Origin of the sequence: Oryzomonas sagensis, assembly GCF_008802355.1 — a bacterium.
In the GTDB taxonomy this organism is placed as follows: domain Bacteria; phylum Desulfobacterota; class Desulfuromonadia; order Geobacterales; family Pseudopelobacteraceae; genus Oryzomonas; species Oryzomonas sagensis.
Genome location: NZ_VZRA01000002.1, coordinates 555,246 through 575,937 on the forward strand (window position 1 = coordinate 555,246; position 20,692 = coordinate 575,937).

The 20,692-nt window shown below is 56.5% G+C and carries 19 protein-coding genes and 1 tRNA gene; 13 read left to right on the plus strand and 7 right to left on the minus strand.

Features of this window, described 5'->3' with window-relative positions:
- Positions 1 to 137: 137 nt before the first annotated feature.
- Complete coding sequence (msrA, locus tag F6V30_RS10435; protein ID WP_151156904.1) at positions 138 to 605, minus strand: peptide-methionine (S)-S-oxide reductase MsrA; 468 nt, start codon at positions 603 to 605, stop codon at positions 138 to 140.
- Between the two features lie 50 nt (positions 606 to 655).
- A complete protein-coding gene (locus F6V30_RS10440; RefSeq protein WP_149306158.1) occupies positions 656 to 1,402 on the minus strand; it encodes a YebC/PmpR family DNA-binding transcriptional regulator in 747 nt (248 codons plus the stop codon).
- 121 nt (positions 1,403 to 1,523) lie between these two features.
- Between F6V30_RS10440 and F6V30_RS10445 the strand changes: the two genes are divergently transcribed.
- The 6 genes from F6V30_RS10445 (at position 1,524) to F6V30_RS10470 (ending at position 6,727) form a co-directional block, all read left to right on the plus strand.
- Positions 1,524 to 1,901, plus strand: a complete 378-nt coding sequence (locus F6V30_RS10445; RefSeq protein WP_246152929.1) for a hypothetical protein — start codon at positions 1,524 to 1,526, stop codon at positions 1,899 to 1,901.
- A gap of 52 nt (positions 1,902 to 1,953) precedes the next feature.
- A tRNA-Cys gene (locus F6V30_RS10450) sits at positions 1,954 to 2,028 on the plus strand.
- Between the two features lie 335 nt (positions 2,029 to 2,363).
- Positions 2,364 to 3,269 (plus strand): DUF2726 domain-containing protein, encoded by a 906-nt coding sequence (locus F6V30_RS10455; RefSeq protein WP_151156905.1) that lies wholly within the window; start codon positions 2,364 to 2,366, stop codon positions 3,267 to 3,269.
- A 95-nt stretch (positions 3,270 to 3,364) separates the two neighbouring features.
- A complete protein-coding gene (locus F6V30_RS10460; protein ID WP_151156906.1) occupies positions 3,365 to 3,967 on the plus strand; it encodes a DUF6988 family protein in 603 nt (200 codons plus the stop codon).
- 88 nt (positions 3,968 to 4,055) lie between these two features.
- Positions 4,056 to 4,613, plus strand: a complete 558-nt coding sequence (locus tag F6V30_RS10465) for a hypothetical protein (RefSeq protein WP_151156907.1) — start codon at positions 4,056 to 4,058, stop codon at positions 4,611 to 4,613.
- 341 nt (positions 4,614 to 4,954) lie between these two features.
- Positions 4,955 to 6,727, plus strand: a complete 1,773-nt coding sequence (locus F6V30_RS10470) for a DEAD/DEAH box helicase (RefSeq protein ID WP_151156908.1) — start codon at positions 4,955 to 4,957, stop codon at positions 6,725 to 6,727.
- A gap of 101 nt (positions 6,728 to 6,828) precedes the next feature.
- On the opposite strand, the gene F6V30_RS10475 is transcribed toward F6V30_RS10470, so the two are convergent.
- Together F6V30_RS10475 and F6V30_RS10480 are read right to left on the minus strand one after the other, a co-directional pair.
- The gene (locus F6V30_RS10475) at positions 6,829 to 7,095 is read right to left on the minus strand and encodes an HU family DNA-binding protein (RefSeq protein WP_149306156.1); all 267 of its coding nucleotides are present in this window, start codon (positions 7,093 to 7,095) and stop codon (positions 6,829 to 6,831) included.
- A 334-nt stretch (positions 7,096 to 7,429) separates the two neighbouring features.
- The gene (locus tag F6V30_RS10480; RefSeq protein ID WP_191965652.1) at positions 7,430 to 10,195 is read right to left on the minus strand and encodes a hybrid sensor histidine kinase/response regulator; all 2,766 of its coding nucleotides are present in this window, start codon (positions 10,193 to 10,195) and stop codon (positions 7,430 to 7,432) included.
- Between the two features lie 569 nt (positions 10,196 to 10,764).
- Between F6V30_RS10480 and F6V30_RS10485 the strand changes: the two genes are divergently transcribed.
- A complete protein-coding gene (locus tag F6V30_RS10485) occupies positions 10,765 to 11,304 on the plus strand; it encodes a hypothetical protein (protein WP_151156910.1) in 540 nt (179 codons plus the stop codon).
- Positions 11,305 to 11,489: 185 nt separating this feature from the next.
- The gene (locus tag F6V30_RS10490) at positions 11,490 to 13,910 is read left to right on the plus strand and encodes a tetratricopeptide repeat protein (protein ID WP_151156911.1); all 2,421 of its coding nucleotides are present in this window, start codon (positions 11,490 to 11,492) and stop codon (positions 13,908 to 13,910) included.
- Between the two features lie 266 nt (positions 13,911 to 14,176).
- Here F6V30_RS10490 and F6V30_RS17100 read toward each other — a convergent pair whose 3' ends face one another.
- Together F6V30_RS17100 and F6V30_RS10495 are read right to left on the minus strand one after the other, a co-directional pair.
- Positions 14,177 to 14,353: a hypothetical protein gene (locus F6V30_RS17100; RefSeq protein ID WP_191965653.1), complete on the minus strand. Its 177-nt coding sequence runs from the start codon at positions 14,351 to 14,353 to the stop codon at positions 14,177 to 14,179.
- Positions 14,354 to 14,611: 258 nt separating this feature from the next.
- The gene (locus F6V30_RS10495; RefSeq protein WP_151156912.1) at positions 14,612 to 15,334 is read right to left on the minus strand and encodes a polyamine aminopropyltransferase; all 723 of its coding nucleotides are present in this window, start codon (positions 15,332 to 15,334) and stop codon (positions 14,612 to 14,614) included.
- Between the two features lie 431 nt (positions 15,335 to 15,765).
- On the opposite strand from F6V30_RS10495, the gene F6V30_RS10505 reads away from it, so the two are divergent.
- The 5 genes from F6V30_RS10505 (at position 15,766) to F6V30_RS10525 (ending at position 20,129) form a co-directional block, all read left to right on the plus strand.
- Entirely contained in the window at positions 15,766 to 16,347 is a 582-nt protein-coding gene (locus F6V30_RS10505; RefSeq protein ID WP_151156914.1) for a hypothetical protein, read from the plus strand.
- Between the two features lie 13 nt (positions 16,348 to 16,360).
- The gene (locus tag F6V30_RS10510; protein WP_191965654.1) at positions 16,361 to 16,762 is read left to right on the plus strand and encodes a DUF2787 family protein; all 402 of its coding nucleotides are present in this window, start codon (positions 16,361 to 16,363) and stop codon (positions 16,760 to 16,762) included.
- 416 nt (positions 16,763 to 17,178) lie between these two features.
- Positions 17,179 to 18,420 (plus strand): ABC transporter substrate-binding protein, encoded by a 1,242-nt coding sequence (locus F6V30_RS10515; protein ID WP_151156916.1) that lies wholly within the window; start codon positions 17,179 to 17,181, stop codon positions 18,418 to 18,420.
- The gene (locus F6V30_RS10520; protein WP_151156917.1) at positions 18,417 to 19,103 is read left to right on the plus strand and encodes a GTP-binding protein; all 687 of its coding nucleotides are present in this window, start codon (positions 18,417 to 18,419) and stop codon (positions 19,101 to 19,103) included. The genes F6V30_RS10515 and F6V30_RS10520 overlap by 4 nt, the downstream gene beginning before the upstream one ends.
- Before the next feature lie 9 nt (positions 19,104 to 19,112).
- Positions 19,113 to 20,129, plus strand: a complete 1,017-nt coding sequence (locus F6V30_RS10525) for an ATP-binding cassette domain-containing protein (RefSeq protein WP_246163426.1) — start codon at positions 19,113 to 19,115, stop codon at positions 20,127 to 20,129.
- A gap of 111 nt (positions 20,130 to 20,240) precedes the next feature.
- On the opposite strand, the gene cowN is transcribed toward F6V30_RS10525, so the two are convergent.
- On the minus strand, positions 20,241 to 20,552 hold the full coding sequence (cowN, locus tag F6V30_RS10530) for a N(2)-fixation sustaining protein CowN (protein ID WP_151156918.1): 312 nt from the start codon (positions 20,550 to 20,552) through the stop codon (positions 20,241 to 20,243).
- Between the last annotated feature and the right edge of the window lie 140 nt (positions 20,553 to 20,692).

Consider the following 20,692-nt stretch of genomic DNA (forward strand, 5'->3'; position numbering starts at 1 on the left):
GCCAAAGGCCGGGTGAGGGCCTCCTCATGGCTTGTCTCGCGGGTGCGACGCTCTGACTATTTTTGAACAACCTGAGTGTTTCGATAGCTCTTAGAAGATGAATGGAATGAAACGGGGCGGCCGGAGGGGAGGGGGCGTCAGAACCCGCAGCCGCCCCCCTGCTTCTGATGGTACTTCTGGTGGTACGCCTCCGCTTCCCAGAAGGTGGTGGCGGGGACGATCTCGGTCACGATCCTGCGGCGCAGCCTGCCCGAAAGGTCGAGGCGCTCCAAGGCAGCCTCGGCGGCCTGGCGCTGTTCCTCGGAATGGTAGAAGATGGCCGAGCGGTACTGATCGCCCACGTCCGGCCCCTGGCGGTTCACCTGGGTCGGGTCGTGGCACTCCCAGAACAGGTCCAGGAGCCGGTCGTAGGTTGTCAATTGGGGATCGAAGGTGATCTCCACCGCCTCGGCATGGCCGGTGGCATGGCTGCACACATCGCCATAGGTAGGGTTTTCGGTGCGGCCGCCCGTATAGCCGACCCTGGTGGCCACGACGCCGGGCGCACCCATGAAGGCGTCTTCCACGCCCCAGAAACAGCCGGCGGCAAAGGTTGCTTTCTCCATGCGGGCCTCCCAAAAGAAAAGGGGGCCGAAGCCCCCTTGATTGTCTCTGTCTACATATCCAGCTTTTCCATCTCTTCCGCCGAGATGTCGAAGTTGGCGTACACGTTCTGCACGTCGTCGTTGTCCTCCAGCTTGTCCATCAGCTTGAGCATGGTTTCGGCGTGCCTCCCCTCCAACTCCACCTGGGTCTGGGGGATCATGGTGATCTCGGCGCTGACCATCTTGAAGCCCTTGGCCGCCAGGGCCTCCCTGACCTCGATGAACGAGCCCGGCTCGGTCATGACCTCGATCTGGTCGTCCTGCTCGGCCACGTCGTCCGCGCCCGCCTCGATGGCGGCCTCGAACAACTGCTCGAAATCCACCGAATTGTCATAGACGATCAGCCCTTTTTTGCTGAACATCCAGGCAACGCAGCCCGCCTCGCCCATGTTCCCGTTGTTCTTGGTGAAGATGCTGCGGATATCGGAGACGGAACGGTTGCGGTTGTCGGTCAGCACCTCCACTAGCACCGCCGCCCCGCCGGGGCCGTACCCCTCGTAGACGATCTCTTCGTAGGTAACCCCTTCCATCCCGCCGGTACCCTTCTTGATGGCCCGGTCGATGTTGTCCTTGGGCATATTCTCGGCCTTGGCCTTATCGACCGCGGTCCGCAGGCGCGGGTTACCGTTGGGGTCGCCGCCCCCCAGTTTGGCGGCAACGGAGATCTCCTTGATCAGCTTGGTGAATACCTTGCCCCTTTTGGCATCCGCTGCGCCCTTTTTGTGCTTGATGGTGCTCCATTTATTATGACCTGACATCCTTCCCACTCCTTCGAAAAAATGTGGTGTAGCTTTTTTTGTTGCTATAAAAAGTGACAGACATTAGCATGGCGACCACGCTACTGTCCAGAGGGAAAAACTGCACAAAGGGGGCAAAAATATGATGACAATCATATGTTACCTCAGACGATTCGGGCTCCTGTCGCTTGTCACGGTGGCGCTTTTGGCCGGCTGCGCTGGGGTGGATTCCAACACCCGCGACGATGCCTCCACTCTTCCCCCGATCCTGACCCTGGACGAGGTCATCCGTCCGTACATTAAGATCGGCAGGATTCAAATCACCCGCGAGGTGTTCAAAACCGACGCCCTGAACAATACCGACGTCTACGACTGGGGCACTGCGGCCCTGCGCCGGGAGGCGGCCAAGATGGGGGCGGATGCCATTATCTTCCCCGAGATCAACGGCTCCTATATCATGTCGGTTGTGATACCCTCAACCGAGTACCGCGCCACCGGGGTGGCGATCAAGTTCAAATAAGGATTGACAGGCCTGAGCTAATTTTATATAAGAAACGTCCACATTTCATCGTGGCGACGTAGCCAAGTGGTAAGGCAGAGGTCTGCAAAACCTTTATTCGGCGGTTCAAATCCGCCCGTCGCCTCCAAACAAATTCAAAGGGTTAGCCTGATCGGCTGGCCCTTTTTTTGTTTGTTGCGGGACGTTTTGTGGAACAACAAAACCCCTGCCTGATGGTTGTAGCTTATCTGATTATTTGACGCTGTAGCAAAACGACACAAACCGAGGCATCTGGAACTATTCCGGGTGCCTTTTTTCGTGTGATAACGGGTTGTTTTGCAAGAGCGCCCGGAATGGTAATTTTATTAACATTTTTGGAATAGTGTTAATATTTTTAACATATTGATATTACAGTTGAATTGTGGATTTTTGTGGCGTAAATGTATTTCTAATAATTCTCAATTACCGATAACCGGATCATGCATGGCGAGAAATGACAGTTTTTTTGAGACATTGATAAAAACGCCTTGGTGGGTAAGCGCAACACTTCTGGTGTTTGGGAATATAGTAATACGTACCGCCATTCCCGCGTGGTTTTCAGGGGGCAGGACCCCGGGGCCGTTAGGAACGGCGATGCAAGGTGCGGCAGCACAAGCAGCGCCCACTATTGCAAATTATTTTTCAATGGTGATTATATGTGCAATGATTTTCTCGTTGATTCGAGAATGGTTTTTGCACCGGGGAACATCCAAAAATTACGACCTGCCGTACAAGAGCCGAGAAATCCTCTTTACCCCTGCCGAATTGAATTTCCTGAATACCTTGCAACAATCACTGAACAAGAATTACCAGATTTACGGCAAGGTGCGCTTATGCGACATCATTGAGCCAAAGAATAATCTGGACAGCAGAACGCAACAGAAGGCCTTTAACAGGATCAGCAGCAAGCATGTGGATTTTGTGATCTGTAATGCTCGGAGCCTTGCCATTGAAATGGTCATTGAGCTTGATGACCGTACCCATGAGCAAAAGGCTCGGAGAGCAAGAGATGAGTTTTTGGACGCAGCGCTGGAAGCGGCAAATGTTCCGATAGCACGGTTTCCGGTTAAGCGGGCATATACCTTGCGGGAGCTTCAAACCAAACTGGGGAATTTTGTCATTTCAACGCAAGCGCCGGTCGAGGAAGAAGCTGTAAATGTAGCAGGGTCTAAGCCAGTGAAGGTAAAACCGGCACCGTCGAGTGATCTTGAAAGATGTTCCGCGTGTGGAAGCGAAATGAAGGTGAGGGAGAAGAAGTCAGGAGATGAGGCAGGAAAGAAATTTTGGGTGTGTACCCGGTATCCTGAATGCAGGAATGTTGGACCATATGTGGAGCCAAAATGGTTTTAAATCCATTAAGGTTCTTATGATGGGTCACGTCTCCAATTTTGAATTTTGGAGACCCGACCCTTGAGGCTTGCACCAAAAAAACGGGAGTACGGAATATGGTCACACCTGAGCGCATCCGAGAAGCTGGTGAATTTGTTGAATGGTTACGTCAATCCATTCATGAACAGCAACTACCTTCAAACAACCGAGTTAGAGCCGCCGCCCCATGCTATGCCATTGCTCAAGACCACCATCACTCAATAGTTCTCCTCATTGAAAATAGACTTTACGCCTCTAGCTTTGCGCTCATCCGCCTTGAATTTGAAGCATATATCCGTGGCCTCTGGCTTTCGCAATGTGCAACAGACGTGAGAGTTGATAGATTTATATCGGGCAAAAAATGCAAATTTCTAGAAACCAATAGTCTGATTTCCGACATTGAGAAAAATTATAAAGAGAACGAGAAAACGCTATCTAAAATAAAAAAACAAGGATGGGACTCTATGTGTGCTTACACCCACACCGGAGGCATCCACGTACAACGCTGGAACACAAGTGAAGCAATAGAACCAAATTACTCTAAAGAAGAGGTCGAGGAGGTTCTAAATTTTTCAGAAATGTTCGGAGCGTTGGCAACTATAGGAATTGCCGAGTTAGGTGGCCTTGAAAATATTGCACGCAAAGTTTTTGAAAAAATAGAAAGCATGTCCGTAAATTAACTAACCACTTAAATGAGGGACTGATTATGGCATAACCATCGGCAATACCTGTCAAATTAGTGCCACAGCCACGTTGGAGGGAGATAGCATGTCAACAACCTTAGACATCTGTATCAAATTCGGCACAGTTGCTATTGCAACATTAGGTTTCTTCCTTGGATACCTGCAATACAGAAAGGGGCAAAGGTGGAAACAATCCGAATTTGCGTCAAGAGAAATAGATAAATTATTATCGAATGAGGTTTTGGTGTTGGCTTGTCAAATGCTAGATTGGGAACATGGGAAATCAAAAGTACCTGCGAAGTTTAAGGATACAAGAAACGGAAAGGAAGATTTTGAATATCACTGGTCTAGGTATGAGAGAGCTATGCATGCCAGTATCGAGGGACCAGATGGTCTAGGGTATAGTGAAGACGAGAGGTATTGCAGAGTAATTTTTGATGATCTTTTTACATTTTTCTATCTAATGAATCACTATATTTCGGTTGATCTTATTCGAATTGAAGATATTAGGCCAGTTGAATATTGGACAGATCAGATTTTCGGGTCCGAACTCACTAACAACAAGGGGCTATTCACACCATACCTAGAAAAGTTTGGATATTCCGGCGTTATTCAACTTCATCAGAGGTTCAAATCTAAATGAAATAAGCCCCAATCAGCCGGTTGGACGCCGCCAGCCCGAAAAAGCCGGGCTCGCAGGTCAACCGGGCACCACGTTGTGCAACAAGGAATGAATATGAATGATTTCATCCTTTCGATTTGGATAAGGTTGAAAGAAATGCCACTTATGCAGCCTTCTATTAAAGACCTGGCATCGTAAGCTTCCCTGTCAAGTGGACAGATTTAAGATGACTTAAGAGAGGTCAGGTCTCCAATCTTCAATTTTGAATTTTGTAGGACTGCCCCTTGCGGGTTGCTCTGACAAGCCAATTTAACATTTCCAGATATTTGCCGTTGAACTACGGAAAGGAGCTAAACCATCGGATGGCTACCCTCATTCCTGCTTTAAGCACCTGCTTAAAGAAAATGACGCAAGGGGAAAAACGTTTTGCCGGCCGGCTTGAGAGCAAGCTGGATGACGACTATCTCTGCTGGTACAACGTGCCCATTGGCCGGTCAAGCCGCTATCCTGATTTCATTATTCTGCATCCGCAACGGGGGATTATCGTTCTTGAGGTCAAGGACTGGCGGGTTGATTATATTCAGGAGGCCAGCCCGACAAGTTTCAAGCTGCTGATCAATGACGCCGTCAAGGACGAAAAGAATCCTTTTGAACAGGCCCATGAGTATATTACCGAGATTATAAATATCCTTAAGCGTGATCCGCAGTTGGTGTGCGCGGAGAACGGCAAGCTGCTTTTCCCCTGGACGTGGGGTGTTGTCCTTACCAATATCAGCCGCAAGGTTTTCGACCTGCACGAGATGGATAATGTGATTCCGTCCCATAGGGTGATTTGTCAGGATGAAATGCTCGATACGATTGACCCCTTGGCGTTTCAGGAACAGCTTTGGGGGATGTTTACCTACCACAACAAGGGGATGTTGACCCTTCCACAGATAGAACGTGTCCGCTGGCATCTCTTCCCTGAAATACGCATTCCTTACAAACAGGCATCTCTTTTCGATTTCCAGGACGACGCAGATATAACACCACCGGATATTATCAAGGTGATGGATTTGCAGCAGGAACAACTTGCCCGGAGCCTGGGGGAAGGCCACAGGGTGATTCATGGCGTGGCGGGTTCCGGCAAGACGCTGATCCTGGGGTTCAGGGCGGAGTATCTGGCGCAGGTCTGTTCACGGCCGATTCTGATTCTTTGTTACAACAAGGTTCTTGCCCGGCGTCTGGAAGAGTGGATGGAATCAAAGAGACTCGAGGCAAAGGTGCAGGTGCGCCATTTCCACAAGTGGTGCCGGGACCAGTTGAACGCTTTCCATGTGGTGCTGCCGGCAAAAGGTCTGAGCGACGATGAATTTAGCGATGAGTTGGTGGATGCGGTAATTCGCGCGGTGGATAGCAAGCATATCCCGGCAGGCCAGTATGATGCGGTGTTGATTGACGAGGGGCACGATTTTCGACCGGAGTGGTTGAAGCTCATTGTGCAGATGGTGAATCCGCGCTCAAATTCCTTGCTGGTGCTGTACGATGATGCACAGTCGATCTACAACAAGAAGAAACGTGGGTTCAGCTTTAAGAGTGTCGATATTCAGGCGACGGGGCGCACAACGATCCTAAAGGTGAATTATCGAAATACCAAGGAGATTCTTGATTGTGCGACGCGGTTTGCCCAGGGGCTTCTGATAGCGCAGGATTCGGACGATGATTCAATCCCGCGTATTGCGCCGATTTCAGGCGGTGAGAGCGGGGAAAAGCCGATCTTGATCAAGCTGCCGACCTTGAGGGATGAGGTGGATTATATTGTCGCCAAGCTGAAAGAGGCGCACCAGCAGGGACACAAATGGAAAGACATGGCGGTTTTATTCCGGCATTGGAAGCCAATGGGGGAAGATTTGCGCAAGGCCCTATATGAGGCCCGGATTCCCTTTGGTGGGAAGGAAACGATTCTGTTTGGAGACAAGGCAAAGAGGGTGTCGCTTTTGTCGTACAACAGCAGCAAGGGTCTTGAGTTTCCCCTCGTGGCGATTCCGGGGGTTTGTTTTCCGTCAGAGGAATCAAAGACGGATGAGGCAGAGGCGCAGCTTCTGTATGTGGCTATGACGCGGGCGACGAAACAGTTGATTATGACGGGTGAGTGATCGTATTTTCTAGACCCCGTGTTACTTTGAAAGAAACCAAAAAGGCCTGTCTCCTTTGCATGGAGGCAGGCCTTTTTTTATAACCATGGTGTCGCGAAAGACTACAGCCCCTTCAATTCCTTGCCGGGGGTGAACTTGCCGCTCTTGGAAGCCGCAATCTTGAGCGGGGCTCCCGTCTGCGGGTTACGGCCTTCCCTGGCTGCCCTGGCGGACACCGAGAAGGTGCCGAAGCCAACCAGCGCAACCTTGTCGCCGGCCTTGAGGGCTTTCGTTACGGCCCCGGTGAAGGCGTTCAGCGCTTCGGCGGCCTGGGCCTGTGTCAGTCCCGCTTCCTCTGCTATCTCTTTTACCAATTCTGCTTTGGTCATGGTCATCCTCCAGTTTTTGTCGTTTGCCCGAGAGTGGGCGTTTGGAGAATATAACCCGAGATGCTGTGCGGCTGCAAGGGCAATTACCGGCGTTTCACATTCTTTTCTCCGGTAGTTTTCCGCGGCGTTCCACTCGATACTGTTTTTCCCAACGAGCCGCCGGGCCATTTCCGCGGTGATCTACGCCCGCTGCGGGCCGTAGGCCGCCATGATGATATCGACGGCGCGTGCGGTAACCGCCCTGATTTCCTCATTACTTGCCTCGCAGGGACGCGAAGCGGGAAGCATTCAGGGGTTTGGATCGAGTTTGTGACGAGACGTGCTTTTTGACGTCCTATTCTTTCCGCTCTGCCCCGGAAGCGCCCCCGGTTCCATACGGGGGTGGGCGGAAATCCCGGGAGTCCGTGAGCACCTGGCGTAACGACGAGAGGGTGTAGGGCTTCTGGATGAATCCCGCCAAACCCAGACCGGCGAATTTCCGGGCGATGTCGTGCACACTGTACCCACTGGACATGATCACCTTTACCTTCGGGTCGAGCTTGCGCAACTCCCTGAAACAGTGCTCGCCGTCCAGGTGGGGCATGGTCAAATCCAGGATGATGCCGGCCACTGCCGGATTCTCCTTGAAAGCTGCCAGCGCTTCGGCGCCGTCGTCGGCGGTAACGACCGTATAGCCGAGCAATTGCAGCATTTCCCTCCCGATGTCCCGGACATCTTCTTCGTCGTCCACCAGCAGTACGGTTCCGTCCCCCTGGAAATCTGCTTCCTGCCGCTCAGCGGGCGCATATCCCGCCTGCTCTCCGGCGGCGGGCAGCAGGATTCTGAAGATGCTCCCTTTTCCCGGTTCGCTGTAGATCTGGATTGATCCCTTGTGGCCGTGGACTATCCCCTGTACCGTGGCCATGCCCAAGCCCCTCCCGGTAAATTTGGTCGTGAAGAATGGATCGAATATCTTTGCCTTGGTCTCCCTGTCCATACCGCAGCCGGTGTCGGTTACTTCCAGGTACACGTAGAGGCCTGCGGCAATGTTGTCGCTCAACCAGGCGCCCCGCAAGTAGCCTTGATCGCAGTTCTTCCAGCCGGTGCCGATGGTGATGCTGCCGTCGTGGTCGCCTATGGCTTCCGAGGCATTGATGACGAGGTTCATGACCACCTGGCGGATCTGGCCCGCATCGGCGGTCACCCTGGGGAGCGGGTTGGTCGGCTCGAAACGGAGTTGGACGTTTTTGGGGATGGCGGCCTCGATGAGCGGCCCAATATCTTCAACCAGCCGGTTGAGATCAACCGGCTCGACAACGAAATTTCCTTTGCCGGAATAGGCGAGCATCTGCCTGGCGAGCTCGGCGGCGCGTTGTGCCGATTGTTCTATTCGCTTCAGGTTATCGCGGACCGGTGAGTCGGGATTCAGGCGCAACATGGCGAGTTCGGTATATCCGATGATCGATGTCAGGATATTGTTGAAGTCATGGGCAATTCCGCCGGCCAGCACTTCGAGGCTCTCCAGCTTCTGGGCGTGCAGCAGTTGGCGTTCGAGATTCAGGCGATTTTCTTCGGCCTGTTTCAGGTCGGTCAAGTCCGTGAACATGGCGAAAGAACCCTGGAAACGGCCTTCGTCGTCCAATATTGGCGTTGCCGAGACGAGCAGCCAAATAGACGAGCCATCCTTGCGCCGGTAACGGCACTCATACTGTCCGCTCTCCCCGCGACGCCGGCTATTCATTCTTGTTAAAATACTGGAACTGTCGTCACCAGGCACCAAGTGCGGCAGGGGGGTCCCGATCAGTTCCTCCGGTGTATAGCCCAGCAGGTCCGAGATATGGCTGTTCACGTAGGTTATGGTGTAATCCTGCCCGGTGACGATGATTCCTTCACGTGCCGTGGTAATGATCCGACGGTATTTCTCTTCGCTCTTTTGCAGCTCTTTCTCCTTCTGGATGCGGCTGCGGCGGCTCCGGATCAGATAGGCGATGAGCGAGGCCTCCCCGGCAAGGAAGAACAGGGCAATGAGCGCGTAGCCCCAGTATTGCTCCCAGAAGCCGAGCCGATAGTTGATCAGGATGCTTCCCTTCGGCAGCCGGGACTTTTGCAACCCCCAGCGCTGCATCTCGGCCCAATCGAACATCGGGACATGGTTCACAAAATCGACGTGTGACATCCGGGCGTCGGGCCTGTTGTGGATGAGGTCCATGGAGAGGCGGGCAACCGCTTGGCCGAGGTCCTTGAAGGAAATGAGGTTGCCGCCGACGATTCCGGCGCCTAGGAGGCTGTCATAAAGGCCGAATACGGGCGATTTCGCCGCTTTGGCGATGTCAGAGAGCGCTATGGCGGGAGCACACACCGTTCCACGGGCGTCTTTGGACAGACGGGTGTACAGGATAATGGCATGGTCGCGTTCCCTGGCGACCTCCTCGAGGATCTCCGGTAGGGAGTTATTGATGAGATAGCGGATAGAAAATTTCCCATCGAGATCTTTCACCGCATCCAGAGCATTCTTCAAGTGGGGGGCATCGTCGGCAGTTGGGCCGGATATGACGATGATCTCCTTTGTCTCGGGCAATAATGCCAGGGCATAGCGCAGGGTGGCGAGTGAGTCGAAACCGTAGACGACCTGGAGTACTCTCCTGCCGCCATTGCCTGTGCCGGTTGCTCCCTTGGGAACAGCGGCAACAATCGGGGTGCCTACGAAAAGCTCCTTCCCCTCCCGGAGCATGAAATCCAAAGCGTCCTGGTAAAGGGCAATGACTACGTCAAACGTCTCATCCGCATACTTCTTGCGCAGATAATCGGCCAGTTCGAGGCGGTATTTGTGGTCTGGATGGTGCTGAAGGTCCAGGTATTCCTGGAACAGATCGGAGTCTCCCACATCCGAGGCGCTCAAAGCGGGCAACAAGCCCTTGTTGATGATTCCATGGGTGGGGAGGTTCGTCACCCTGCCGTACAGGATGAGGACATGGTGATGGCGTGGAGGCTGGTCGGACAGGGCGCTTATCGCTGGAGAGGATTGCAGCAGCAGGGCAAACAGAAAGGTGCCGACGAACTGCATCGGTTTTGGGGAGAGGCACCAGGCTGATTCGGCTTTTTTTGTCTCAGGGGTCCACATCTCAGGATACCCTCGCGGCGGCGATCTGCCGAAAGGGGACACGCGGTGGCAGGTCATAACCCGTGACAACGTTGTGAAGATCGGCAAAGAGCCGATTGTACCGCGCCGCGCAAACCTGCACACGCCGGAAGCTCTCTGAGGGGTGACGTTTCATGATCCGGTGCGGAGAATGTTAAAAGCATATCATAAATATTTAAAATACAAAGGGTCGCGACCATATCCATCTTTGGCCTCGTATCAAAATGATACATAGTGGGGCCTCCGGAGGCATTTCAGGTGTCTTTTGCTTTGTGATAACAGGCCGTTTGGGGAATGCTCCCGGAATGGTAATTTTTTTAACACTTTTTGATGGCGGTAATATTTTTAACATACTGATTTTATGATTGAAATGTGCGTTTGCGAGGAGTAGAAGGGAATCAATTATTAATGAAACAGGCGTTTCCGGCGCACTGTGTTATTCGTGCAGAAGTATTCAGATTATATTCGGTGCCGACACGAAGGGGAACGCGCGTAACAAGGTCCCTGATTATTGATTGGCTTTTCATTAACACTCAAGCGAGGAGGATACAGTGAATTTCCAAGCAAGGCATCTGGTGTGCATGAAGCTGAGGATGATGGCATTGACCTTGACCCTCTGTTCATCTTTGGGGGTGTCGGCAGCCGTTGCAGGAGACTTCCTCGGGGCCGATGGGGTGATATCCCTGGTTAAGAAGACAACGGGCTCTCCTGACGAGCAACCCGCCAAGCCCGGCAAAGAAGAGGCAAAGCGCCTCATGCGCGACCTTGATGGCTTCAAGGTGATCAGGTCCAAACTTGCTCCTGAAGAGGCGGTTGACCGTTGGATGGGGCTCTACGACCGTTTTCTGATGCTGCCTTCGGATGCTGTGAAGTCGCAACAATTGAATCCGTTCGGCCAAGGCAATCTAGACGAGTTGTCCCTGGCCTCGCTTATTTCCGCTATCCCGCCTCCGGCTGCATGGGAAACGCTCAAGGCCCGAGTTCTTGCACGGCAGGCAACAGAAGGCGGTACTCAGGAAACCGTGTTGCGGGCACTGGCGTACCTCCTGACACAGGATACGCCAAACCTTAAAAAACGATCGAGCAACTGAAAGCAAGTGAAGCCTTAAAGGGGAACCCCGGCTCGTCCTACTTCTTCCGCGATCTGCGTGTCGAGGGACCGCGGCAGGACGGCGCAAAAGGAAGCGGCGCCATTGTCGAGTCGTTCGACGCTTATCTGCAGGCGCTCAAGGGGGAACGGCCCGAGGGGCGCATCAGCATCCAGATACCGGACCTTGTGACACTGGCAGGCGAGAAACGGGCCGAGGAGATGATCCTCAGGGCATTGACCATATCGGGGCTCTCGTTGAACGTCCCGTCGGGTGGCGCCACCCTGGAGCTCGCCAAGCGTCTTGTCCTGAAAAACATCGCGACGCTTACCGACCCGCAATGGGAACTGGTCACCAGCACCCATGATACCGAACTGTTCGAGGTACTGGCCAAGCGTTTTCCCGACAAGGAGAAGAGGGGGCAGGCACCTCCGGATCTCTTCCAGGCCACTGATCGATACAGCGGTCCCTCCAGCGGGGACGACATGAGTCGGCACAAGGCGCGGACGGTTTACATCCTGGGGCTGATCGCTCTGAACCGTGTGAAGGATGCTACGGAGCAGGCAAAGCGGATGGACCCCGAGGAGTTCCAGAACAAGGAGTTTGAAAAGAAGTGGCATTCTTTCGACAAGATACGCTATGCCGATGGATTGAACCAATTCTGCAAGAGTGTTCTGACTGACCGCCCGGAGTTGCCGCTCTGGAAGCAGTGCGGCGTCATTGCTTCGAATGTCAGTGAGTCCGAGGGGCTGGTCGCCATCGTTGATGCCGCGGCGAAGAAAAGCGATGTGGGGTTCGAGACGCGGCTCGGCATCCGTGAACGGCAGGTCGAACTGCTGCTCGCCCTGGACCGGGTTGACGATGCCGTGTCGCTCCTGAGAGAGATGATCAAGGCCGATGCCGGCCGTGAGACCCCAAAGGTTCAGCGTGGTGCCGGTTTTACAAAGCTGAGGCTGGCGGCCCGCATGTGCACCTTGGGGATGCTCCTGGCCCGCCCCGATCTGGTTAAGGAAAGTGAAGATGCGTTTCTTGCGGTTCTCGGCAATGAAGGAATGCGGATCAACCTATCGGAAATGACGGCCTTAAACGTCATGGATACGGATTCGCCCTTGGGGGTTATGGTCGATGCGTACCTGGAGAAGGGAGACTTCGCCGGCGCGGAGAATATGGTGGTGACTGCCATGCAGGTAATGCTCAAAGCCCCCGAGCTAACGGAGTTGCCGGGCGGACGCGAACTGGCGCTCAGTAGCGGATTCTTAGCCGGGCATCTGGCTCGGCTGGCGGAGATCTATGATCGCGCCGGACGCCACGAGGATGTCTTGTCGCTTCTGGAAAAAGCCGCCTGGTGGGGAGGCACCGACCTGGTGGACCTGGCTGAGGGAAACAACGAACTACCGGCTGTGGCCGCTCGGGCGTTGCACGCGGCGGGCCGCGACAGCTTGGCGGTCGAGATACTCAAGAGCTATCTGCTGGGAAAACCGGGAGATGATTCTGCCTATGCCACCCTGACCGAAATCCTTGGCCCGGCGGTAATCCCCTGGCTCGACGGACTCCAGGCCCGTGATCGGTTTGAGGAACGCCCCTTGATCTGGAAAGCGCAACTCCTCTTGAAGGCTGGGAAGCTTGATGAGGCTGAAGCAACCGTCCGGCAGGCGCTGAAGATCGATCCGACCGACGGCGAACAGAAACCGGGCAACCGGGGCCGTGCGTACGTGGTGCTGGCCGATACTCTCAGGGCCAAAGGGCGTGCCGAAGATGCGGCATTTTTCGACCGGGTTGTTACCGCCATTCACACTGCCGAAACGGGGGACAAATTCACGGAAGCCGGACTCGTCCGGAAGAGTATCGCCGTTTACGAGGAGGCATCCAAAAGTTTTGTTGATGCTTACTGTGTCCAGTGGCGTCTGGCGGAGCGCCTCTCGTCCCTGGGGGACTTGAAAGCGGCGAAGAAGCACTATGAGATCGCCTTTGAACGGATGCCGGAACAATTTGGGCAGGTCGCCAGCTTCTGCTTCGGCTGCGAAGGGGTGTTCACTCACCAGCAGAGCGTCAGCGTTGCCGAGGAGGTGTTGACCGGGCTGGTCACGTCCACTCCTCGCAAGCCGCAGGTTCACTACCTTCTTGGGCAGCTTCGCGAATCCCAGGGACGCAAGGCCGAGGCCTACCGTCATTTCCTGACGGCGGCAGACCTCGATCCGCACTATCTGGATGCCCTCAAGGCGGCATATGGTCTCCGCAAAGATGTGTTCCTCAGCCAGGCCGAGGCAGACCAACTCGCCCTGCGCATGGTTCGTCTCGACCCGTTGAACAGGCATGGGCACCTCAGTGCCGGGGATATTTCCGACCTGAAGGGGCTTTGGTCCATCTATGAAGAAAAAGGGCGGGATGGCGTAACCATCCCCAAAACGCTCCTCACCCTTTCTGCGAGCAAACAGGAGCTTGAAGCGCTGCTCAAGAAGTTTGGCGCAAGCAGTGAACTCCTGGAGTTGAAGCATAACACCTATCGATCCCAGCGGCGCATTCCCGAGCCGGGGGATGCGGTGGTCAAAAATGCCTTCGTCAACAAGTTGCTCCAGGCCACGGGTCAGGGGGGACAGATGTTGTACTAACAGTCATGGAACGAAGAGGCAGGCGTACGGCATTAGCCCTTGCCGGGGGAAATTTCAACATCAGCGACAGGCCCGAAACACCCGGAGGCAGCTATGAAAATCCTGATGGTACTGACGTCGCACGGCACGCTCGTCACCGGCCAGAATCCCGCCTCATCCGAGGCTACGGCGTAAAAGCTGCTGGAACTGCTGGCGGCCGGCAAATCCTGACACCGGCGAAGCCGCCTCGTCAAGAGCTGAAGGTGTTGCTCTCCGCGCAGGAGCGCTCACCCCTCCTTGCGACGTACATTCCGCATGTTGTTGTAGCACTCCTGCTTGCTCCAGATCAATTCAGTGGCACGATCCAGAGTCGCATTGAGGTCTTGAAGGTTTGTCCGGGATATACGATCGGCAATCCTGTTGAGCACCTTGCAGGTCAGAGCCGGATTAATGTACCACGGCATGTTCATCAACCCCTTTCCACGCCCGTGTTTTCAACCTCAATACCCCCCGCTCTGCGGCGGGGCGGGTGAAATCGAACCGCATGGGGTAATTAAAGCATAATGTGTACCGTGCGTTGTAACTGGTTGATATGATATTGCCTTATCCATTACTGTTGGCGTGGAACGCAGCAAGCCGCCCGTTTGTCGGAATTTTTTACAGTGGTGTGACGTGCTGAGAGGGGAGCGGCTGTGGGCCGAACCGGCACTCGAAAAAGGATGTCAGCCGAGTGCCGGTTTCCTGTGTTGCGTAACTGAACCGGTCGTTTCAGGCCCCCGCACGCCGAGCCAAATGGTGTGCTGTCTTCCCCCCAGCGCCTTGCCCCGGGCCGGCACCCGGACCTCGTGCACCTGGAAACCGGCCCGGCGCAGCCGTTCGGTAAACGTCCGGTCGGGACCGGCCGACCATACGGCCAGCCCCCCCCCCGGCCGCAGGGCGGCGAAGGACGCCTCCAGGCCGGTCCGGCTGTAGAGCCATTCGTTGCCCCTGTGGGTCATGGCCTCGGGGCCGTTGTCCACGTCCAGCAGGATGGCATCGTAGGCTAGGTGCTCCGAACGGAGGACCAGGGCCACATCCTGCTCCCGGACCGTGACCCGGCCATCGTCGAGGGGGAACCCGGCCAGGTCCGCGAGCGGGCCCCGGTTCCACTCCACCACGGCCGGCACCAGTTCGGCGACGACCACCCGACCGTCGGCACCGAGTCGCCGCAACGCCGCAGCGGTAGTATACCCCATGCCCATCCCGCCGATCAGTATCCGGGCGGCGGGGCGGTCGGCGATCCGGGCGCAGGCCAACTCTGCCAACGCCTCTTCCGAACCGTGAACCCGGCTGTTCATGAGCTCGTTGCCGTTGACCTGGATCGAATATTCCCTGCCACGCCTGTAGAGGCACAGTTCGCCGCCCCCCGGCGCCTGTGCGCTGTCGATGAGTTCCCACGGTATCATGTTCGTCTCCCCTGTTGGTGTGAAAGTTGAGCCGTCACTCTACCACACGGTGTCCCGCGTTTATCTGCTTTTTTCGCGTCTGCGGCCAACCGGACAAAGGGAGATGCACCGTAAAGATCGAAATCCGCAATCCAGCCGCATACCGCTTTACCGGAGCCTGCGGTTCCTGTGCCAATCCAGAACTGGTGAGAATCCGGGTGGCGCTCCTTCGGGTTCAGAAACAGGCTCCGGCCGTACCGGCGGAACGTTATGGCCTCGCAAAAAAAACAGGCATTTACCGCCGAAGTAGCGTCGCACGCCCCGGCACTCTTCTGCCACGCCCCGATAAGCGGTATCACAACGCTTGAAAGCCTGGGCGGAATTTGTTACTGTGCTGCTGCTCGTTGCCGGAGGGGCACCACCCACTGTTATTCCTGTGCTCAGGTATTGCTATGAAGTTATTACAAGCATTCCTCATAACGTCTTTTCTGGTGCTGGCGGCATGCAGCAACCTTTCCAGGTCTTACGGCTTGACGACCCTTTCGCATAACAAAATCTCGGAAAATGAATTTCCCATCGACAGCAAGCTCTACTATCTCTCCTGCAATCAGAATATCAGGATTGCCGTCGTTGCCGGTACTGTCAAGATTGATAACAATTACGAGGGGTATGACGGTTATCAGGAGTTTGTGTCGGTAACCACCGAGGAACTGATTGCCGATTACGAGCATCATCTGCTCGATCTCTCCAAGTATTTTCAGAAATATGCCTTCAACGTGGTCAACAGGCGTGAGGTCAACCGGGTGCTTAACGAATACGAGTCGAGCAACCTGGCCTTTGTGCCGGAGGATTTGCGGGAAAAAATAGGGGCGGAGACCACCGCGACCCACATCCTTCTGATGAACTTCTCGCGGAACTACGATGACCGGTCCCATGCGATCGACATCATTGAACGTCAGCTCATAAATGTTGCAACCGGCTCGGTCGAGGCGGCTGATTATCTGAAGGTACGGAATTCCATCTCTCCACTATAGGGTCGATTTAATTGTGTTCTTGAATACCAATAACCTGCCGTGGCTCATCTCGAAAGAGCTGCGAACCGTCATCCACGCCCACATCTCCGATCGTTTCACGGCCTGCGTCATTGCCTTTCAATGCCGGACCCCGGCAGTCGGCCACCATCCGGCCGAAATCGCCATCGATACCGACGGCACCATCATCTTCATTACCAGCTTTTCGGATGCCGCCGATTTCTCCGAAGCGACGGAGAAGACCTCCTTCGATTTCGTGGCCAGAGAGGCCCGGTACGATGGCGGGGAACCGGTGCCGTTGGATGGTGAGCAAGGGCGGTACCAGGAGTGGGAAGACGCTTTTGTGGCTTCTTCCCTTGCGGGCGCCTACCGGGTCGCAGTAGCGCCCATACTGGAGTTGGAAGAACGATGCGATTGAAGAGACCACGCCTTTAGGAGCGACGGTTCGGTACAAACAGCGGGCTGCGTCATAATGGCGCAGCCCGCTTTGATTTGTGAGCAGGCGGTAAAATATTGGGAAAAGCAGCAACATGCTGAGCATGACGTCCTGCTGCGTGCCGTTTGTCTCACTTTACGCCGTTCCTGCCCATTAATTAGTCACCTTGTGCCCAAGAAGCTGCCTGCCGGTATCCGGCCATGGGCGGTAATCGGGTTTTCTCCTGGTTGCCGGCCGTGGACGCATGGGGCGGTGGTTATGGTGGGTGAGCATAGCGAGACCCGGGCCGACAACAACTCGCCCGGCTCGTGGTCAAGCTCCGTTTCCGAATATCTGGCAAGCATTATGCTTGGAGGGGGAAGGGTAATGACATCCCACACCGGTACGAGGAATCTTCTATGACCATAACCGCCAGCGCCGGCTTGCTCGACGCGACCCTCAACCATATCCTCACCGGCCACCCGGAAACCCTTCCGGTCTTCGCCGACGCCGGCCTGGGCATGGTCGCGGACGAAGGGCTCCGGGCCTCTTTCGGCACGGTGGTGACCCTGCGCACCCTGCTCAAGGCGCGGGATCTCAACGCCGTTCTGTTCTGCCGGCGCCTGGACGAGGCGATTGGTGAGGCCGCCCGTACGGCGCGCAGACAGCCCGCCCCGACCGCGGCGGGCTCCCCCCTCAATCTGTTCGCCCTGCTCCCCTGTCCGCTCAAGGTTCCCCTGGAGGAGGCCTTCGAGGCGTACCTGGACACCCTCCTCCCCGAGGTGCGGGCCTCCTTCACCTACTGCCTGGAGGGAAACGCCAACCACGACGTGGATTACTACGCCCTGGTGGAACACTTCGAGTCCATCGACGATATGCCGGACATCATCGTCACCCCCGGTTTCAACAGTTTCTTCCATCGACCGTTCGTGGAGCGCTTCATCAAGCCGGGCCTGTTCACCAGCGTCTCCACCTTTGCCGGCGACCGCCATCTGGCGCGCTTGGGGGTGCTCGATCCCCAGGGACAGTACACCATGCTGGCCATGAACCTGCTGGTGATGGTGGTCGATCATGCCCGTCTCGGCGACCGGCCCGTTCCCGCAACCTGGCGGGACCTGCTGGATGCGGCATACCGCAAGAGCGTCGCCATCCGCGGCAACCACGACGGCTCCTTCTGCGAGACCCTGTTGTTGACGATCCACAAGGAGTTCGGCCTGGACGGGGTGTTTCGCCTGGGGGAGAACGTCCGCTACGGCTGGCACCCCTCCCAGATGGTCAAGGCCGCAGCCAGCGGCGGTGCGGACGCACCTGCCATCAGCGCCATGCCCTATTTCTTCGCCCGGCATCTGCACGGGAGGAAGGGGGTCAGCATCGTCTGGCCCGCCGACGGCGCCCTGGTCAGCCCGGTGACCATGCTGGTCAAGACCGGCAAGCGGGAGGCGCTGCAGCCGCTGATCGATTTTTTCGCCGGGCCGAAGGCAGCCGCAATCTGCGCCGAAGCCGCGTTCCCGGCGGTCCATCCCGCCGTGGACAACCGCCTGCCGGACGATGCCGTGTTCAAGTGGGTCGGCTGGGAGTATGTGAAAAACCATGACATCAAGGCCATGCTGGCGGAGATCAACGCGACCTTCCGCCATGGCTTCGCCGGGGGCGGGGTATGAGGCTCGTCACCGTGGCCGGGCCGCCGTCGTCGGGCAAGACCTCCGTGATCATCAAGGCGGCCGAGGCGCTCGTGGGGGAGGGGATCACGGTGGGGGTCGTCAAGTTCGACTGCCTCTCCACCGGCGACCAGGCCCTGTACGAGCGCCGGGGCATCGCGGCGAAGACCGGCCTGTCCGGCAACCTCTGTCCCGACCATTTCTTTGTCAGCAATATCCAGGAGTGCCTGCACTGGGGCGAGCAGAGCGGCTTCGACCTGCTGATCTCCGAGAGCGCCGGTCTCTGCAACCGCTGTGCGCCTCACATCAAGGACGTGTGTGCGGTCTGCGTGATCGACAATCTGAGCGGGGTGGAGACGCCGCGCAAGATCGGGCCGATGCTCAAGATGGCGGACATCGTGGTGGTCACCAAGGGGGACATCGTCTCCCAGGCCGAACGGGAGGTGTTCGCCTACCGGGTGCGCCAGGTCAATCCGGGGGCGGTCATCATCAACGTCAACGGCCTCACCGGCCAGGGGGGATACGAACTGGGGCGGCTGTTGTCCGCCGCAGAGGAAACGGTCTCCCTCACCGGCAGGCTGCTGCGCTTCACCATGCCCGCGGCGCTCTGCTCCTACTGCCTCGGCCAGCGCCGCATCGGCAGCGATTACCAGATGGGCAACGTCAGAAAGATGGATTTTTCGTAAAGGGGATTTATGGACACCGGTAACGAGACACCATCCTACAGCGCCATGCCGAGCGGGGAACTGCTGCGCAACTACCCCTGTGCCGAGGATTTTTTCACCGCCATGGGGCTGGCGCTGCCGCCGGCCGGTGAGTCGGTGGACGCCTATTTCGGGCGCATGACGCCCGATACGCTGGAAGAGCTGGGGGTGGAACGCCGGGAGTTGGGGGAGCGGTTCGACGCCTTCATGGCCCTCTTGGTTTCGCTCCGGGAAAAGCACACCGGCCCGACCATCGATTCCATCACGATCCAGGGTGGCGTGGACAAGAGCGGCGCCGCCGAAGGGTTCGTGCTGACCGTCGCGCCGGGGGAGGTGCTCGCCATCGTCGGCCCGACCGGCTCCGGCAAGAGCCGTTTCCTGGCCGACATCGAATGGATGGCCCAGGGGGACACGCCCACCAGGCGCCGGGTGCTGATCAACGGGGCCGTGCCCGACCCGTCCCGCCGTTTTTCCCTGGAGCACAAGCTGGTGGCCCAGCTCTCCCAGAACATGAACTTCGTCATGGACCTGAGCGTGGAGGAGTTTATCGCCATGCACGCCGAGAGTCGCCTGGTGAACGACGTGGCCGGGATTACCCGCACCGTCATCGCAAAGGCCAACGAACTGGCCGGTGAGCAATTCTCGCCCCGGACCCCGGTCACGGCTCTGTCAGGCGGCCAATCGCGGGCGCTGATGATCGCCGACACCTCCTGCCTCAGTACCTCGCCCATCGTGCTCATCGATGAGATCGAAAACGCCGGCATCGACCGCAAACGGGCGGTGCGGACCCTGGTGGACGAACGGAAGATCGTACTCATGGCCACCCACGACCCGATCCTGGCCCTCATGGGGGACCGGCGTTTGGTGTTCAAGAACGGCGGCGTACGTGCGGTCATCGCCACCACGCCGGCTGAACGGGCCAACATGGCCGCCTTCGAGGAGATGGACGCCCGTTTGACCGCCGTGCGCAACGCGTTGCGCAACGGGGAGCTGATCGAGCATGTCTGATCGCTGTCGTCGGGCTTGATCATGACCGGCCGGGGCGGGGCGCGCATTGTGCCGGATTATGCGACGCCTTCCCCCCGCCCCGCGCCCCGTGGCGTACCATCTGCGGGCGTTTCAGCAGCTCTCCTCCTCGATTTTTTCCAAAAGTTCCAAAGCATCCTGGTCGTCGTAGGTCTCGAAGAGCTCCCTGATGTTATTGATATACGAGTGGATCAGGAACAGCTCGTCGAGGCAGCGGCCGCTGGTCTTGTCCGGCGCTCCCACGCTGTCCAGCTTTTCCTTGAACTTCTCCCAGAACGGATTGGTCCGTTCCGGGTCGTCGATATGCCGCCGCAGCATCGCCATCAGCACCCGGGAATTCTCGTCGCCGTTGATGCCGATAAAGGATACGTAGCGGTCCGGCTTTGCTGCTGTTGTTGCCTCCATAAATTCATCCTTTCAGATGTAGTGTTTCCGATCCGGAATGGAGGGCTTTTTTGTCCAGGCAAGGAAATCAAGGGATTGCGCGGAGGCGTACTACTGTACGCCGCACAAGCAATCCCGAAGATTGACGCCGCATGGGCGAA

Bases quoted from the DNA above. Each gene is read 5' to 3' on its own strand.
- msrA (WP_151156904.1), bottom strand. From the start codon at position 605: ATGGAGAAAGCAACCTTTGCCGCCGGCTGTTTCTGGGGCGTGGAAGAC.
- F6V30_RS10440 (WP_149306158.1), bottom strand. From the start codon at position 1,402: ATGTCAGGTCATAATAAATGGAGCACCATCAAGCACAAAAAGGGCGCA.
- F6V30_RS10445 (WP_246152929.1), top strand. From the start codon at position 1,524: ATGATGACAATCATATGTTACCTCAGACGATTCGGGCTCCTGTCGCTT.
- F6V30_RS10455 (WP_151156905.1), top strand. From the start codon at position 2,364: ATGGCGAGAAATGACAGTTTTTTTGAGACATTGATAAAAACGCCTTGG.
- F6V30_RS10460 (WP_151156906.1), top strand. From the start codon at position 3,365: ATGGTCACACCTGAGCGCATCCGAGAAGCTGGTGAATTTGTTGAATGG.
- F6V30_RS10465 (WP_151156907.1), top strand. From the start codon at position 4,056: ATGTCAACAACCTTAGACATCTGTATCAAATTCGGCACAGTTGCTATT.
- F6V30_RS10470 (WP_151156908.1), top strand. From the start codon at position 4,955: ATGGCTACCCTCATTCCTGCTTTAAGCACCTGCTTAAAGAAAATGACG.
- F6V30_RS10475 (WP_149306156.1), bottom strand. From the start codon at position 7,095: ATGACCAAAGCAGAATTGGTAAAAGAGATAGCAGAGGAAGCGGGACTG.
- F6V30_RS10480 (WP_191965652.1), bottom strand. From the start codon at position 10,195: ATGTGGACCCCTGAGACAAAAAAAGCCGAATCAGCCTGGTGCCTCTCC.
- F6V30_RS17100 (WP_191965653.1), bottom strand. From the start codon at position 14,353: ATGCCGTGGTACATTAATCCGGCTCTGACCTGCAAGGTGCTCAACAGG.
- F6V30_RS10495 (WP_151156912.1), bottom strand. From the start codon at position 15,334: ATGATACCGTGGGAACTCATCGACAGCGCACAGGCGCCGGGGGGCGGC.
- F6V30_RS10505 (WP_151156914.1), top strand. From the start codon at position 15,766: ATGAAGTTATTACAAGCATTCCTCATAACGTCTTTTCTGGTGCTGGCG.
- F6V30_RS10515 (WP_151156916.1), top strand. From the start codon at position 17,179: ATGACCATAACCGCCAGCGCCGGCTTGCTCGACGCGACCCTCAACCAT.
- F6V30_RS10520 (WP_151156917.1), top strand. From the start codon at position 18,417: ATGAGGCTCGTCACCGTGGCCGGGCCGCCGTCGTCGGGCAAGACCTCC.
- F6V30_RS10525 (WP_246163426.1), top strand. From the start codon at position 19,113: ATGGACACCGGTAACGAGACACCATCCTACAGCGCCATGCCGAGCGGG.
- cowN (WP_151156918.1), bottom strand. From the start codon at position 20,552: ATGGAGGCAACAACAGCAGCAAAGCCGGACCGCTACGTATCCTTTATC.